The sequence below is a fragment of the Caballeronia arationis genome (genome assembly GCF_001544975.2).
GTDB classification, from domain to species: domain Bacteria; phylum Pseudomonadota; class Gammaproteobacteria; order Burkholderiales; family Burkholderiaceae; genus Caballeronia; species Caballeronia arationis.
Map to the genome: position 1 here is coordinate 115,446 of NZ_FCOG02000011.1, position 15,931 is coordinate 131,376.

Genomic DNA, 15,931 nt, shown 5'->3' on the forward strand with positions numbered 1-15,931 from the left:
CCCGCCCTTGCGCGGGCATTCTTATTTGCTCGAGGTTAGAGATGCCGACATGGCTCTGGGGTGTCTTGATTTGGTTTGCGCTGCTGGCGCTATTCGTGGCGCGTTGGGACTGGAGTCGTGCGTCGAATCCGGCCGATGCGACGAGCGAGCCGGATTCCCGAATCGACGAATCGGATATGAATGGGCTGCTCGCCAAGGCGACCGTCGCGGCAACTGGCATCGAATAGGAGCAGTCGTGAGGTGGTTCGGATTTTCCGACTGGCAGATGAAATGCATACGCTGCCCCAAGATCACGCCGAAGACTCAGCCCTTGTGGTGCGCTGTCAGCAGAAGGAGCAAATGCGCCTCGCGCGCGGCCGCAAGTAGACGTCATAAAGCGTGCCCCGAAGGACAGGCCCTAAGGAGCATTTAAACAATGAAACGCCAGAGTGCAATCATGACCCATGCGATCGAAACTGATATGGCACACCTCGTCGAGTTCATGGGCAACCATCCGCTGGAAACGAAGGCCGTGCGTACCGAAGCGTGGCAGCAACTCCTCGTCTATGTGCCACGCGAAGAATTCCAGGTCCATATGGACAAGATCAAAGAGAAGGAGTCTTCGTGAGCACGATCAAAACAGCGTACACGATGCGTGACCACGCGCCCTGGGAAGATCGACCGTTCGACACGGACGTACTGCCGGGAGGCTGGGCGGAAACTATCATTGCCCTCATCGAACGTGGACCGGTTGGCGATGGCGACATTCCAAGCAAGGTCGCTCGCGATGAGCTGATGTCGCGCGGCTTCGCTGCGAGGGTGATCGTGAACCAGAAGGAAGCAGGGAACGTCGCCACGTACGCTGGCCGCGAACTCTACAAGCAGTTGGTTGACGCACCCTCACTCGCGGAGGCGATTGCAAAGCGGCAGGCGAATTTGAACTTCCTCAACGATCTGTGGAAGTCGCAGCAACCGCCGGAATGCGGGTCCTGTGGCTACACCGCAGAGCCGGATTGTTCGACGTGTTCTTGAGATCTTGAAGGTGGGATACTGGGAAGTTGAGCGCGAGGGCTTGCCTTGCGTTCGATTTCCCGTATCTCCTCTATGACGTCTTGTTGCACCAGCGGATCCATTACGCCTTCGAACAGACGCTCCTGCGACCAGCCTAGGAACGTCCTGTTGATTAGGTTGAGGTCTGCCTGATTCCGCGTCTCTGGCGTGTCCTTTGCCATCGTCAGCACAAAGTCCAGCGCGGGAAGCCGAGAGATTGCAAGACCCCACATCCCCTGCCGAGTCGGCGCCATGTCAGGCACATGCATCGCCTGCTCCATGTTTTCCTTGACGACCGCCGGCACGCTCTGCAGCACGCCCACGAAATTCTTGCCCGTCTTGGTCAGATTCTCGAGAACGATGCCATAGCAGCTGTCGACCTTGCTCGTGTAGTCGATGAGCGCAAACGGATGGCGCTTGATCGACTGCCCTACTTCTTCGCCCGATCGCAGTTTGAGAACGCGATTGAAGAGCGCCTGGTCTATGTGACTGAAGATCATATTCGGCAGCACGTACATGTGCACGAACATCATCGTCGACTTTTCGCCATCCAGTCCGCCTGTGATGCGGTCCTGATCTCGCCGAAACGCGCGGTACTGAACCATCAGCATTGGGATGTTGATCGCAATGACGACGATCCCCGTCTCAGTGCCAGTGAGATGGCCATTGGGCAGGTTCAGGTAGAGGTCGCTTCTCGGGTGCCGAAGCACTCGCACCGGCGTAACGTTCCGCCAGTCCCGATCGGCTCGGTCGAAGTCAAACGGCTCGGTATGCGCAACGACAATCTCATCATGTCCTGGCCCGTAGAAGTCTCCGTCGAACAGCCTTCCTGGATTGATGGACGAAGTCATTTTTAACGCCGTCGCGCGATTTAATGAAACGGCATCGACGTTCGCGTAGTAGCGCTCGAGGTTGTGCGACAGCGGCACGTTCACCGTTTGGATGAGCTTCACGAGGATGTGATTGCCCTTCACGGCCATCGGAGCGTTCCGGTAATAGCTAATCACCTGCGCAATGTTGCGGGTGAGCCCCTCCCGAACATACGGCCATAAGGGGGGTACTTGGATGCCTTGGAGCGCCCGAGGCACCAGATTGAAAAGCGTGTGCATAGCGCCGCATCCAGTTGGAGATTTGAAGGTTCATAAAATTGAGACCGCCATGTTCGAGTCAGAAGAGATGAAAGAGCTTCGTCGGAAGCAGCACGAGGACGACACACCGGAACACGAAGCTGGCCCCGAAGAACCCGTGATAACGGGATCGCGTTACAAGCGCGGCCGTCGCTGGTGGGAACGGTCGAAGTGGGAGCGCAAACGGTGAAGACACTCGACTCGACGATCTTGCAGGTTCTCGCCTACGGCAGGCTGAAGCCGGGTTGGAACACGTCCGAAAGTCTTCCACCGACACCGCACGCCGTGCTGCTTGCGTGCGAATTCCTGCGCACGATTCCCGAGGGCTTACCACTGCCGGGAACGATGCTGCATGACAACGGTGACCTCGGCTTCTATTGGTACGCAAACCAGCGCTGCTATGTTGACCTGGAGATTGACTCGCAGAACGATCAGTTCTCTTTCTTCGCGGTAAAGAAGGCCGAAGGCGAAGAGCCACGCGAAGAGACCTACCTTCCGGTGCGCACGATCGCACACTTCACGATCCCCTTCTACATCGACCACTACAGCGCAATACGAGACGAATATGCGACGCACGCAGCAACGGTCCAGCCTAGCAGCGCTGACGCTGCTAACGGCGGCAGCAAATGCCAACGGAACGACGCTTTACCGGTCGGATGACACGTACACCGACATGAACGGCAGGGACGGCTCCGGCCAGTTGCTCCCCCCCCCCCACCGACGTATACCAATCGCGCCGAACGGCGCGGGCAGGGTGGAGTGTCTAACAGGCGAGGGACATGGTGGAACCGAAAATGATCATCGTCACGTCACCGCACCAACACGAGTTCCTCGATAGATGGTTGCGTGGCTTCATCGAATCGCCACGATTCGCATGGGTGTCAATGGAAGTCGGCTTCGACGAGATGCAGCGTCGGAGGCGTGACAGCATGCCCCCGGCGCTAACTGGCAGCACTGGTGAGACCGTCTTCAGCTTCAATTCCTCGGCCGTACAAATAACTGGGCGGGCCACGTTCAACGACGCGCTTCGGAATCTCTGTGCTCGCAAGAAAATACTAATTAATAAGGACGGGCACTGTCTCGTTTCTCGGTTACTCATCGATTCCGAAAAACCGGAAGCTAAAGCGGCTCTATTTCTGGAATTGCCGAAACCGTGCGACCGTTATTCCTACCCGCTTTACTTGGCAGAGCTCAGACGCGACATTCGATGGGGCATCTTTGGCGACATGTCGGAGCATCAGTGGGAAGTGGCGCTCGCCAGGGAGGAGATCGTCATCTCGTCGAGCGGGGCGTTCGTAACAGTAAACGCGACTTTTCGCAGGTAAGTCCTACCTGAATCTGTAACTTTTCTGACTCCCGCGAAATTCGAGTCAAAACTTGTTCGGCGTCGGACCGACCGGTGACGACTTAGGGTTTTGTAAGAAATCGCGCGCCCGAGCGAAGAGAATTTGCACGTTGACCGTGCGTCCACGGCAGCGCAAAACATAGACACGTTCCACCCATGTCAATAGGTTTTTCCGAACGTACGTGCTTTACAACACGGAACACGCGAAAAAAATACCTACTGAAAGGATTTCCGCCTGGACGCTCAGCATTTAAGCGTCTGCAGAACTAGATAAGGGCCACATCGGAAAGCTACCTTACAACTAGATTCTTTAGAGTCAAATTTTGCAAGAAATTATTTTGATTTGATGACACAGGTTTACCGACGAAAGGAGTAAAGTGCGCGCCTCTTCACCGGATATCACGTTAACCCTTAGGTAAGTTTGACCGACCGTCGGACGTCTTCAAGTTCCGACGCAGCCAACAAAACCCGCTCTTCCGCACGACCAGAACGACTACTCGCTCGACCTCTACGCACCGCCCGAAATAACTTCAAACATAACCAGCCCATACAAGCGCTCTGTTATCGCAATCGCAATCGACATTAACTTAGTAAAAAATTACGCCGCTCGGTATATGTTGTAGGAGAAGATCTAACCATCTGACCCATCGACCACAGTCGCAAGACTCGGTCGACCGGCAACCCCGTAATCCCCGTTGATAGTTTCTCTCCTCATTGAGGAGTGCTTAGACACGTCCGTATCAAAGCCTTTCGGCGACGCTGATTCTAAATAGTTTCAGGCACATATCACCACCCTGACACTAGACAGAAAAGATTAGTGTTCGCGCGATCATTAACCTGATTTAGAGAAGAAAAGGAAACAACCATGGCAGTCAACCACACTGGCAACAAGCAAGGCGCAGCAGCAGAAACCTCGATGGCCGCAGCATTCAGCCGCCAGCAAGACCAACCTGCGCAACAGCCGCAGCAGCAAGCCGCTGCGAGCGCCGCACAGCGGCCGATTCAGCGCACCCGTCTGTCGGATATCGGCAGCCTCTCGCGCGCGGCAATGGGCCGCAACCCGCAGAGCGAAGTCATCACGAAGCTCAGCAAGGCGCTCGAAGTAGCGTTCGCTGGCATCGACAAGAGCTACGAAGTCACGCTCATCCCGATCGACTACAACAACACGAAGTCGCTGGTCAAGTCGGTCATCGTCGTCGCCATGCGCGATCTGGTGAACAAGGAAACGGGCGTGGCGTGCCACACCCTCATCCTGGAAGGCTCGAGCGAGCCGCTGCAGGTCGGCTACCAGATGATCAACAACCAGAACGTCGAAATTCTGCGTGTGAGTGGCGACTACAACAACAAGACGCTGTCGGACGAAGTCCTGAGCGCCGTGGCGCGCACGTTCGCCGGCATGCCGATCTGGCCGGTGGATGCATGCGTGGTGCCGCGCGACTTCAACGTCGAAGACCCGACGCTGGTTCACGAGCTGGCAGCGAATGCTGCGACGGCTTGCCAGACCGAACTCGAAGTTCGTCAGCCGGGCGGCTTCCAAGACGTGGACCTCGGCACCGTCGAGCATGAGAACTCGCTGACCGTTCAGCCGACGTTCGGCAACGGTCAGTCGCGTGACATGGTCGGCGCGCCGGTTCGCTCCGACATCGTCATCGACTTCCGCGCAGGCGGCCAGGAAATCCCGGGTCAGCAAGGCGAGACGCAACGCGTGAAGCAAATCTCGCGCATCAGCGGCTACATGGACCTCTTGTGGGCGCCGACCGAGCAGCAGACGCAACGTTTCGATCCGTGGGTTCAGCAAACGGCTCAGGCGTCGTCGCCCGACGAGTTCAAGCGTTACCGCCCGCGTTTCGTGATGACCGATCTCGAGTCGGTGCAGCTACTCACGATCCCGGCGCAACTCCTGGCGCTCGTGACGGCATTCACGCTGGCTGAGAACAACGCATGGGTCGAAGCATTCCGTCCGGCTCCGATGAACAACAGCGCGGAAGTGGACTGGAAGGACATCGGTGCGATCGGCATCGAAGCCAACTTCGAGAAGAACCAGAATGGCTTCGGTTCGCGCGTGGACACGAAGTCGGACGCGTTCCAGCGTGTTCAAGGTCAGGCAGGCGATCACCTCCTGCGTCTGGTCGGTTCGGTCATCACGCCGAAGCTGCTCCTCTCGCTGGACGTGCCCGAGTGCGGTCCGCAGACCTGGTTCAACGGCATCTTCGCAGCAGCCGCTGAGCTGAACGGCAACAACTGGCAGAAGGCGAATGAAATCATCATCCGTGCAGCGAACGTGCTCACGCATGGCAACTTCAGCCGCTACTTCCAGGCCGGCGCGCGTGTGGCGTCCGACGAATTCAACCGCATCCACCTGGGTTGGTACGTCGACCGTCATGGCGTGAAGCGCGATCTGCGCGATGTCGATTACCTGGCCGTGCTCAACATGGTCGGCGATCGCGATCCGGAAGTCGCACGCGAATGGTCGGACTCGTTCGCTCGCACCAACCTGGATCTGCAAGTCCGTCTGGCGAAGCGCAAGCAGATCATCGAAGGCGTCCTCGGCAAGAACAATGTCGAGTTCACCGGCTTCGCACGCCGCGTGACCTTCGAACCGGCGTTCATCGTCGCGCTGCTCAACGCGTGCAAGGACACGGGCCTCTCGGTTCGCACCATTGCACCGATGACCGATCTGAACCAGTACGAGCGCGCGGTCAACCCGTACGCGATGTCGGCTGGTCTGGACACGTCTTCGCTGAACGGTTCGGTGTTCAACCGCGGCTTTGGGCATCAGCAGCAACAGCAGCATGGCGCCCGCGCTGGCTTCAGCCGCTGGTCCCAGCAGTAAGCAGTAGCGTCTGCGCCTCGCTCACGCGGGGTGCAGTTGAGCGGAGGGGGCGAAAGCCCTCTCCCCTCCTTTTATGCCGTTTTTTTTTGGTTCATGGACGCGGATCGACCACCGCGCGCAATAAGAGAAAGAAGATGAATGCTTGGTTGTTGTTTGGTGCAGCTTGGTTGGTGTTGGCAGTTTCGCTTGCGTGGCTTCTTCGCGGCACCTCCTCGAACATCGCGCTGCCCGAGGAGGAAAGGTCGGTGCAGACGTAAGCACCGCGTGTGACGCCGGTTTCCTAGACGGTTGAAACGAAACTTGGCGATATATCACTACCGCGAATAGATTGCAGGGCGATTTTTATTTCCCCAGGCAATCGTAAGAAGCACCGCAGCAAAACGATCCCCAATCAAGCAGTTGCACCAAGCAAGGAGAACACGGTGGGCGTATTCCTCCAACTCGTGAACCAAGACGAAGTGTTCAATCACTTCTCGTCGAAGGAACCGATCATCATCAACGACCTCTCGGACACGTCCGAAGAGGAAAAAGAACACATCTACAACCTGATCTTCACGAAGTACGATCTGATCAACTCGGATCTGCTCTCGAACATCCCCGCATGCGACTGCGGCAACACGGTCGGCGTCGACAAGCTCGGCGACGGGAAGTACATCAAGGCTGTCGTGTGTCCGGACTGCCACACCGAGGTGACAGCACCGCATCAGCGCGATCTCGAGCCCTTGATCTGGCTGCGTGCACCGAACGGCGTTACCGCGCTGATCAATCCGACGGTCTGGACGATGATCGCAGAGCGCTTCGAGAAGAGCAACTTCGACGTGATGCGCTGGATCGTGGACGTGAATTACAAGCCGGCTGTGAAGGAGCCGCCTGTGATGGAGTACATCCGCAAGTCAAACATCCCGCGCGGCTACAACCATTTCGTCGAGAACTTTGATCAGATCATGGACTTCATGTTCAATCTGAAGTTCTACAGCAAGAAAAAGCTCGCCCCGCTTAAGCAGCTGCTGCAGGAACAGCGCGATTGCGTCTTCTCGAAATACATGCCGCTGCCGAACCGTTCGCTGCTCGTGCTCGAAGACACGAACCACGGCTCTTACACGGACGCGACCGCACCTGTTGCTGTGGATGCGATCCTGATGATGGTCGGCATTGACGCGCCGCTCTCTGTCCACTCCGAGCGAGTGAAGGAGAACCGCACGATCAAGATGATCATCCAGACGGCGCAGTATTACGACGAGACGATGCGCACGGTGTTGGCGAAGAAGGAAGGCATCTTCCGTAAGCACGTGTACGGCACGCGAGCCCACTTCAGCTTCCGCGCAGTGATCAGCTCGCTCACGGATCGCCACGACTACGACGAAGTCCACATTCCGTGGGGAATCGGGATCGCGGTGTTCGAACTGCATCTGAAGAACCGCATGATGCGCCAAGGCATGACGCCGTCCGAAGCGGATGCGTACCTGTTGGACCATGCAGCGAAGTACTGCCCGATGCTGGACCAGATGTTCCGCGACTTCATCGAGCGTTCGCCGTACAAGGGCGTACCGATCGTGCTGCAACGCAATCCGTCGCTGGCGCGTTCGTCGGCACAGGCCATGTTCATCACGAAGGTGAAGAACGAGCCCGCGATCCCGACGATCTCGATGAGCATTCTGTCGGTGGTCGGCTTCAACGCGGACTTTGACGGCGACCAGCTCAACGCGACGCTGTCGCTCGACTTCGTGACGGCCGAGGAGCTGTATCGACTGGCACCGCATCAGAGCGTGTTCGACATGAACGCGCCGCGTACGGTGTCGCGCAATCTGTCGATGCCGAAGACCGTGATCGCGACGATCAGCAACTGGATCCACTGGGACGAACCGGAGCAAGCCGACCCGGAAGTCTTGCGTCGTATGGCAGCCATTCCCGAAGCCGCTCCGGTGGAACCGGTTTCGGCCGTTCATTAACGCGAGGTGAGAAATGGTAATGGTCGTTCAGGGTAATACCCAGACGTTCAACAGTCTCGTGTATGGCGCTCAAAAACACCCGGGCACCCTCGCGTTTCTGGAGAACCAGGTCCAGCAGTTCAGTGGAGCACTGACCGAGTTCGGTCAGGCATTCTTCAACTCGGCGAAGCATCTCTACGACAGCTTCAACAGTTCGGAAGCGATCCGCATTGCGCGGGCAGCGACGCGCAAATTCGACAGCCTCTTCATGAGCGACAAGATCCAGACCATCTGGGATCTGGGCAGGCTGCAACATGCCCCGCTCACGATGCAGCGCTGGATCATGGCGCAGGAAGATGTGCGTACGCTCTATCACCAGCAGCGTTGCGATGGCTATTCGCAGACGTATTGCGACGTCGAGCCGGGTCGTCGTGGTGTTGAGCAGTACGACTGGCGCCGCATTCATCACGGCGTGGTGCAGGACACGGAAGACGGTGGCTGGGTCGTTCACCACTATCTCGACGAGATTCACGAAGGCGATCGCGAACTGGAGTTTGAGGAGAAGGCAGACGTCCTCAACACCCACGACGTGATCCGCGCGTATGTCGAGATGGGTCAGGACGATCCGACCTCGAAGTGGAACGAAAGGCTCTAAGAAACGACGCCCGGGAGATGAAGGTCTTCCGGGTCTCCTTTCGTATTCCTTTCTTTTTTGCTTGGTCGAACGGTATCGATCGGCAGATTTTATGTCTCCCTTAGATACTGTGAGTCCCAATCATGCCAACTCCCGTGCCGTCTCTGTCTACTGCTGGCTGGGTCGTATCCCCGCAGCAGAAAGCCGACTTGTTGATGGCGCACATCTACGAGTCGATGAACAACCAGACGTACATGTACCCCGGCAACATCACCAGCATTCAGTATGTGATCGAGAAGCACGCTGGTGACATCCCCGGCACGTGTCAGGCGATTCAGGTCGCGATGGAAACGTACCTGCAGCGCTACTACGACGACGCGACCGTCCAAGTCGCGAGCGACAACAGCGACGGGACCAGTCTCGTGACGCTGATGGTTTACGCGCAGGTCACCGAGGACGGAGTGACGTACCCGTATTCGGGACTCATCCAGGCAAGTAATTCCAAGTTCATCAAAGCCGTGAATTTGAACAACACCGGAAAGTCGGTAGCGGCCAACGTCATCCAACAAGCATCATGATTTCCGACATCAAACCCATCACGCCTCCGGGCCCCGCGTTCGAAGAAGTGCCCACGCCGAATAAGACGCCGGGCTGGTTGGAAAGCCTATTTCGCCAGATCAACAAATCGATCCTCGACGTCGTGCATTTCGCGCAACACGAATATCTCGACTACCGCAAGCTTCCGCATGCCCTGAAGACTAGTGAAGTCCTGACCAAGCCGCAACTGCAGCAGGACCGTACGATCATCGTTCAGACGGTGTTCCCGATCGCGACGGAGAACTGTTTCGTGGTTGTCTACACACCGGTCTTCGAAAATGGCGAAGACGCGATGCTGGGTCAGCAGCCCGACGACGTCGCGGTCGTCGACTTCAAGCTCTTCTGTTATCAGGAGCGCGGCCGCTTCGTCTACGAGAACGTCCCGCAAACCCCAACGCCCCCCGTTGCTGCGGAACTCAAGCGCCAGGCGCATGCACTGGGATTGCGCAACATGCAGTTCCTGTACTTCACCGTGCTCACGCCGAACGTGGTCGAGGCCTTCGACGATCCGAACGGCTACAGCAAGCCGCAAGCGAAAGTCACCGAAGTCTCTGACGGTCCGACGCCCGCAGCCGACTAAGGAGTCTGCGTATGAACCAGCCCGCGAACAAGTTTCAAGCAGCACGCGCTCGTGTAACGTACGGACGCGAAGAGGGCCAGTCGAACTTCATCAATACGATCGCGGCGAGTCTCAACGCCATCGCTTCGGAAGATGTCGCGCGCCTGCCGGAGGATCTCTTCTCGAAAGTCTTCCTGCCGCTTCTCGCCGGCGACGCGGAACTCCCGCACAAAGTCACGGTTGCCGACTGGATCTCGATTGCTGGCACGCCGTACAAGTCCGTCGACGTGTTTGAACCGGCGACCGACAAGGTGCTTTTCCGGGTGCCACCCCTGTTTGACTATCAGGGTGTGAACCCGGTCCGCGACCCAGCGGACCGGCGGCTAACGCCGATTCAGGATGTCGTCAAGCTGGCGGATCAGTACTCCCACCTGCACCCGATGGCGGGCGTGAATTATTTGCGCAACGTTTTGGGTCAGCGCGCGACGCTCATGAACACGAGCGACAAGCTCCGCAAACACGCTGCCGCGTGGAACGAGATCCTGACGCGGTACGGTCGCCCTCCTCTCTTCGCAGCGGAACAAGCACCGGCCGCTGCTCCCGCGCAAGCGTCGGGAACGGCACCCACACAGGGAGAAGAGCCCGAGTATGAGGACTTCTGACCTCAAAGTTGCCACCGTCAGTGATATTCATCTCGGCGCTAAGCGCACACCGACGCGTGACATCATCAAGAACTTGAAGGCCGCCTTCCCGGATAACGAGGAGACGGCCGAACTCGACATGATCTGCCTCGTAGGGGACGTGTTCGATACGTTGTTGTCGTTGAATGACGAAGATTTGGTAGAGATCGATTTCTGGATCGCTCACCTGCTGCGCCTGTGCAAAAAGCACGACATCGTGCTCTACGTCCTCGAGGGGACGCCGAGTCACGACTGGCGCCAGTCGGAGCGGTTCGTCTCTATCAATGAGATCGCAGGCATTGGCGCTAATCTCAAATATGTTAAAGACATTTCCGTCGAGTACGAACCCTCCCTGGACATCTGGGTTGGGTTCGTACCCGACGAGAGTGCGCCGACAACAGACCAAACTCTTAGCCAAATCTACGACCTGCTCCGAGCCAAAGGACTCGAACAGGTAGATCTGATGTTCATGCACGGGCAATTCGAATATCAGCTCCCGCCCCACGTCAAAGCACAGAAGCATGACTCGGAAGCGTATCTCCGGATCACGCGCATGGGCGTCTTCATCGGACACGTCCATATCCAGTCGACCTACAAGTGGATCTACGCCCAAGGTTCCTTCGATCGTCTCGGTCACGGTGAAGAAGAGCCGAAGGGACATTTCCGCGCGACCTTCCATCCGAACGGCGATCGCGATGTCGTGTTCGTCGAGAACGCTGGTGCCCGCAAATTCATCACGGTGTACTGCATGCACATGTCGGTCGAGGACTCGCTGCTCGAAATCGAGCGCCGCGTGAAGCACCTGCCCGATAACTCGGCGGTCCGTTTGGAGGCGAACTACGACCATCCGCTGTTCGCGGACATGGATGCGCTAATGCGGATCTATCCGCAGTTCGTCTGGAGCAAGAACCCGAAAGACGCGGACGAAGTGGAGGAGCCCGCGCTTGAAGAGGGAACGGTGGAGTTCGTGCCTATCACGATCACACGCGAAAACATTGTCGAGCTACTCTCCGAGCGCCTGCAATCCATGGGCGTCTCGGCGGACATGATCGCCATTGCACAAACAAAAATCGATGAGGTGAGGTGATGGAATGCAGCTGACGAATGCAGGCATTGCCGAGCGTGCTGTTGGTCAGTATCCCCTCTCCGTCGCCACGTCGCTGGCGATTGAGAGTGCCAACGGAATTCACCCGGAAATCCCGGTGGACTCTCCGCCTATCCTCAAGTACGAGGAGCTGTGGGTCAACGGTAAAACCTTGTTCCGCAACTTCATTGGTGCGCTCGACAAGGTTACGGCCGGAAGCGTGATACCGGAAGAGATCGCGGCAAACCTTGACGACGAGATGGAGCAGATCAGCCAGATCGTCGCCGAGAGCAGCAGTGGTCGCTGCAAGGTCGTGTTCTACGTGAACAACATGACGAATCTCGTCCCGCGCTATCGCTACGCCACCCTGCGTAAGGACAACACCCCTAAGCAGATGGAGTACTCGGCCATTCTGAAGAAGACGCTCGCGCTCATGCTGGCTGAAAACAAGACGCGGCCCTTTCCGATCCTGACTTTCGATCGTCTGCTCAGCCCACTTCAAGAAGTCACGCCGAAGCTTCTGCTGTTGACGCACGTCGCGTACGACCTGCTCTCGGCTAAAAACTTTCGCAGCGTCACGCTGCTGGAATCGCATACGGGACGACTTAAAGACAAAGCGCTCTGGTACACGAAGTACACCAATGGGCGCGACCTGATCATGCTGCCGTTTCGCGAAGACCTCATGCAGGTCTTTGGCGATAACGAAACGTTCGTTCCGATGCCGATCAAAGTTCGAAAGGAGGTTATCGAGATTGCCAACCGTTTTCACTGGACGAGCGTTACAACCACCGACAAGGTGCGCTTGGGACTCGAGTTCATCCAGGATCCCTTCACGCGGGAGACTTTGAAGAACATCGTTACCGGTCAATAGGTGCGGGGAACACGATTCGACTGGGGATTTTTTATTCATCGTGGGTATCGTTTGTCACCCCTTGACAAGCATGCTTAGAACATCGGATTACAAAGAAAATGAGCGACTTCCGCAAAGAACGAAAGAAGATTGCATTTGACAACCGCAAGCTGCATCTCTCGACGCCCTGCCCCACGGCCAAGGGCAAGTGGTCGAGCCTGCAGGTCAACCTCTTCTCGAACAATCCCCGCATCACGGTCTACACGAACGATCCGGACGACCAGGGCGAATCGAAGCAGTACGGCAAGATCTCCGCGAACCTCGACGCGCAAGTGTTCATGGTGTTCCTCGGCGCACTGACGAAGATCATCGACGGTCCCGCTGGCCAGGAAGAAAAGGTGAAGATCGAAAACAAGAACTTCATCTTCCCGGGCGGCAAGCGCAGCGAATCGCCGGTCGTGCAGTCGGAACTGCACTTCGGCAAGGACGCGGAAGGTGTCGTGTGGGTTTCGGTGACCGCGCGTGATCGGCCCCGCATCAAGTTCCCGTTCGGTAAGAGCGACTTCCACACGCTGTTCCACAAGACCGGCGAGCAGTACAGCAACGGCGAGCAGTCGGCGCTTTTCGCTCGCGGCTGGATCCGTCTCATGGAAAACATGATGGCGCATTTGCTGGTGACGGAGTGGGTCGAGCCGGAGAAGAAGGACAACGGTGGCGGTAACCGTGGCGGCGGCGGTGGCTTCAACCGCAACAACAGCGGTGGCGGCAACCGTGGCAATAGCTACGGCGGTGGCGGTGGTGGCAGTGGCGGCGGTGGTGGCGGCGGTTCGACTGAAGAAGTGTCGGACGACATTCCCTGGTAAGCGGGTTTAAGGCAGTTGAAATGCTGAGTTAGTTGAGGAACCGGTCAGGCTTGTGGGGCTTGACCGGTTCTTTGACCCCAGACCGCATTGAACGAAGTGTCAACGATATACAACCCCGATAAATGGCATCAAAAAGGGGGCGCGAGATGAATTTGGAAGAAGCTGCTTTGATTGTGAAATCCGGAGGACTTGACGAGCGTGATACGGCGTCGTGGTTAAGGAAATACCGAGGACACAGATCAAGCGCACGGCAGCGCGGGATGACCTCTGCACTGACGTTTGATCAGTACGTTAAAAAAGTCGTCGAGGCGCGGATCGTTCAGCCGAGTCAAATCGGCGGAAAGCAAGGCCGCTCTGTACTGGGAAGAGAAGGTGACGTAGGTCCTTATACGGAACGCAGCTGTCGCTTCATCACTCTGGAGCAAAACGTCGCTGAAGCCAAAGCAAATGGCCGATACGTTGAACGGAACGAGATTCTCTCTCGGAAGACCTCCGAGAGGATGACGGGGTTGACAAAGGACAACTCAGACCAAGTCCGGCGAATGTCCGAAACGAAAACAGGCCGAACAAAGCTTAACGACCCTGCCAGAGCTTCCCAGGCAGACAAGTTAGCGCGGAATTTCGAGCTGATCGACCCGAGCGGCATTCGGCACACCGGTCGGAACGTGAAGGACTTTTGCATCGCAAACCGCTTGAACGCCTTCGCTATCTACGACGTCTTCGCAGGAAGACGGAAACACCACAGGGGCTGGACCGGTCGTTACATCGATTGAGAAATGTTTCGGTGATATATCACCACCCTGACAGCTTGTAGTTAATGTTCCTAAGGAGATCAGTTTTGGAACTGCAAATCAGCAAAATCGGTCTGGTCGACAACAGTCGGACCGAGGTGACGCTTACGCATCAGGGACAGAGTATTGAATGGAATATTTCCGAATTCAAAAACATAATTAAGGACCTCGAATACGACATCTTCGAGCAGATCAACGCGTTCTGGGAACATCTGCCGATGGAGCGGCAGAACGAGATTTTTTCGATCTACCGTCAGATCAAGGAAGTGTTTGGGATGTACTACGGCACGAACCAGCTGACCCTTTTTCTGTACGGAATGGTGGCCAAGCTTTACCAGCTGCACGAGCTCGAAGACGTCAAGCACTGGATCGACTTTCACGCGAACATCTACCACCCGGCGGATCTGAAAGAGCATTTCGTCATGCACGAGATGCCGGGCACGCGTGAAGGCACGTATCTCCGTGAAGACTACGGCTGGCTTATCGCAATCTCTGTCGCGCTGCGCGTGATTTTCCCGATCTGGGGCGAATTCATCGCGATGGTGAAGGAAGAGTGCGGGACCAATTGGAAAGAGTTTCACGCGTATCAGTTGCTCTCGCAAACTCGCATGGCGCAATCGGCCCACATGGAGCGACTGCGCACGTACGTGGAATCCATGATTCCGAGCGATCCGAAGAAGATGGACGTGGCCAATAGCGCGCACATTTTCAAGGGCATCAGTGTCGAAGACTTTCCCGCGTTGATCATGGGTCAGGTGCTTGTTCGCAAGCTCGCCTTTGGCGACGTGCGCGGTGTCGATCCGAACTCGCATCTGGTGAGCCGGATCTTCAACTTCATCAAGTACAAGACGCGAGGCGGTTCCGATAGCGGTTTCAGCGGAATCGTGAAGGAAAAGAAAGTCGAGGGCCAGAACCAAGACACCGAAAACCAGCAGTCGAAGTTGGAAAGCTGCAAGGTCAAGCTGCCGGTCGCGGAAGGCAAGATCGCGCCTATCCGGATGTACGCTCGCGACATGCGTCACATCGCACAGCAGATCGCGCCGGACATGCCGCCGGAGCTTCTGGAGATGTCGCTCGAGTCCGTGAAGGCGCTCGAGAACGAGATCCACTGTAAGCCGCAGACGCTTCTCGTGATGTTCGCGCTGAAGAGTCGTCGGCAGTTGCAGCCGCGTGGTATCCATCACCTGAAGATCTCCTCCAAGCTTCAGGCCATCGCCGCTGCGCAAGCCATTTATTGGCACAAGGGCTATCCCGAGCTCGCCGGCCTCGTGAGTGCAATCGCACGATCGAACGAGGACGTAATGCACCTGACGAGTACCGATTCGAAAGCGAAAATCCCCTCGCCGATGATCGACCAGCTCTCAGCGCTGTACAAGCATCCCCGTCGTCAACCCGGTAAGCAGAAAGCCCCGCGACTCCCGACTTCGGCCGAAGTTGCGATCGATCTCATTTCCAAGCAGTTAAGCGAGCACGACTGGCGCCTCACGCTGCCCGCCGAGTGGGTTGGACAACTCACTGGCAATCAGCACGACCGCTTCTACGCCGTGCCCGGCAACATCAAAATTAAACTGGCGCAACTGTCCATTGCGCTGGCATCAAGGAGTTTCTAAT

Annotated in this window: 17 protein-coding genes; 16 read left to right on the forward strand and 1 reads right to left on the reverse strand. The window is 57.0% G+C overall.

Annotated features, from left to right (window positions below; all coding sequences use genetic code 11):
* Positions 1-41: 41 nt before the first annotated feature.
* The 3 genes from AWB81_RS09200 to AWB81_RS09210 all read left to right on the forward strand — a co-directional run bounded on the left by AWB81_RS09200 (position 42) and on the right by AWB81_RS09210 (position 1,011).
* Positions 42-227: a hypothetical protein gene (locus AWB81_RS09200; RefSeq protein WP_062634420.1), complete on the forward strand. Its 186-nt coding sequence runs from the start codon at positions 42-44 to the stop codon at positions 225-227.
* Between the two features lie 188 nt (positions 228-415).
* On the forward strand, positions 416-607 hold the full coding sequence (locus AWB81_RS09205) for a hypothetical protein (protein ID WP_062634422.1): 192 nt from the start codon (positions 416-418) through the stop codon (positions 605-607).
* Positions 604-1,011 carry a hypothetical protein gene (locus AWB81_RS09210; protein WP_062634424.1) on the forward strand — a complete coding sequence of 136 codons (408 nt, stop codon included), beginning with the start codon at positions 604-606 and terminating at the stop codon, positions 1,009-1,011. Before AWB81_RS09205 ends, AWB81_RS09210 begins: the two co-directional genes overlap by 4 nt.
* Here the strand turns inward: AWB81_RS09210 and AWB81_RS09215 are convergent.
* Complete coding sequence (locus AWB81_RS09215) at positions 975-2,138, reverse strand: hypothetical protein (protein WP_144444117.1); 1,164 nt, start codon at positions 2,136-2,138, stop codon at positions 975-977. The genes AWB81_RS09210 and AWB81_RS09215 overlap by 37 nt on opposite strands.
* 204 nt (positions 2,139-2,342) lie before the next feature.
* Here AWB81_RS09215 and AWB81_RS09220 point away from each other — a divergent pair, with 204 nt between their 5' ends.
* The 13 genes from AWB81_RS09220 to AWB81_RS09280 all read left to right on the forward strand — a co-directional run bounded on the left by AWB81_RS09220 (position 2,343) and on the right by AWB81_RS09280 (position 15,930).
* Positions 2,343-2,816 carry a hypothetical protein gene (locus AWB81_RS09220; protein WP_144444118.1) on the forward strand — a complete coding sequence of 158 codons (474 nt, stop codon included), beginning with the start codon at positions 2,343-2,345 and terminating at the stop codon, positions 2,814-2,816.
* A gap of 119 nt (positions 2,817-2,935) precedes the next feature.
* On the forward strand, positions 2,936-3,481 hold the full coding sequence (locus AWB81_RS09225) for a hypothetical protein (RefSeq protein ID WP_062634430.1): 546 nt from the start codon (positions 2,936-2,938) through the stop codon (positions 3,479-3,481).
* Positions 3,482-4,366: 885 nt separating this feature from the next.
* Positions 4,367-6,334 carry a hypothetical protein gene (locus AWB81_RS09230; RefSeq protein WP_062634433.1) on the forward strand — a complete coding sequence of 656 codons (1,968 nt, stop codon included), beginning with the start codon at positions 4,367-4,369 and terminating at the stop codon, positions 6,332-6,334.
* A gap of 422 nt (positions 6,335-6,756) precedes the next feature.
* Positions 6,757-8,283 carry a hypothetical protein gene (locus AWB81_RS09235; protein ID WP_062634435.1) on the forward strand — a complete coding sequence of 509 codons (1,527 nt, stop codon included), beginning with the start codon at positions 6,757-6,759 and terminating at the stop codon, positions 8,281-8,283.
* Positions 8,284-8,296: 13 nt separating this feature from the next.
* Complete coding sequence (locus AWB81_RS09240) at positions 8,297-8,917, forward strand: hypothetical protein (protein WP_144444119.1); 621 nt, start codon at positions 8,297-8,299, stop codon at positions 8,915-8,917.
* Between the two features lie 122 nt (positions 8,918-9,039).
* Positions 9,040-9,474 carry a hypothetical protein gene (locus AWB81_RS09245; protein WP_144444120.1) on the forward strand — a complete coding sequence of 145 codons (435 nt, stop codon included), beginning with the start codon at positions 9,040-9,042 and terminating at the stop codon, positions 9,472-9,474.
* Positions 9,471-10,073 carry a hypothetical protein gene (locus tag AWB81_RS09250; RefSeq protein ID WP_062634441.1) on the forward strand — a complete coding sequence of 201 codons (603 nt, stop codon included), beginning with the start codon at positions 9,471-9,473 and terminating at the stop codon, positions 10,071-10,073. Before AWB81_RS09245 ends, AWB81_RS09250 begins: the two co-directional genes overlap by 4 nt.
* An 11-nt stretch (positions 10,074-10,084) precedes the next feature.
* Entirely contained in the window at positions 10,085-10,714 is a 630-nt protein-coding gene (locus AWB81_RS09255; RefSeq protein WP_062634443.1) for a hypothetical protein, read from the forward strand.
* Positions 10,701-11,819 (forward strand): hypothetical protein, encoded by a 1,119-nt coding sequence (locus AWB81_RS09260; protein ID WP_062634445.1) that lies wholly within the window; start codon positions 10,701-10,703, stop codon positions 11,817-11,819. The genes AWB81_RS09255 and AWB81_RS09260 overlap by 14 nt, the downstream gene beginning before the upstream one ends.
* Before the next feature lie 4 nt (positions 11,820-11,823).
* Positions 11,824-12,687: a hypothetical protein gene (locus AWB81_RS09265; protein ID WP_062634447.1), complete on the forward strand. Its 864-nt coding sequence runs from the start codon at positions 11,824-11,826 to the stop codon at positions 12,685-12,687.
* A 98-nt stretch (positions 12,688-12,785) separates the two neighbouring features.
* Positions 12,786-13,529 (forward strand): hypothetical protein, encoded by a 744-nt coding sequence (locus AWB81_RS46400; protein WP_062634449.1) that lies wholly within the window; start codon positions 12,786-12,788, stop codon positions 13,527-13,529.
* A gap of 146 nt (positions 13,530-13,675) precedes the next feature.
* Positions 13,676-14,302, forward strand: a complete 627-nt coding sequence (locus tag AWB81_RS09275; RefSeq protein ID WP_144444121.1) for a hypothetical protein — start codon at positions 13,676-13,678, stop codon at positions 14,300-14,302.
* Between the two features lie 65 nt (positions 14,303-14,367).
* Positions 14,368-15,930, forward strand: coding sequence for a hypothetical protein (locus AWB81_RS09280; protein WP_062634454.1), 1,563 nt, complete (start codon positions 14,368-14,370; stop codon positions 15,928-15,930).
* Position 15,931 lies beyond the last annotated feature (1 nt).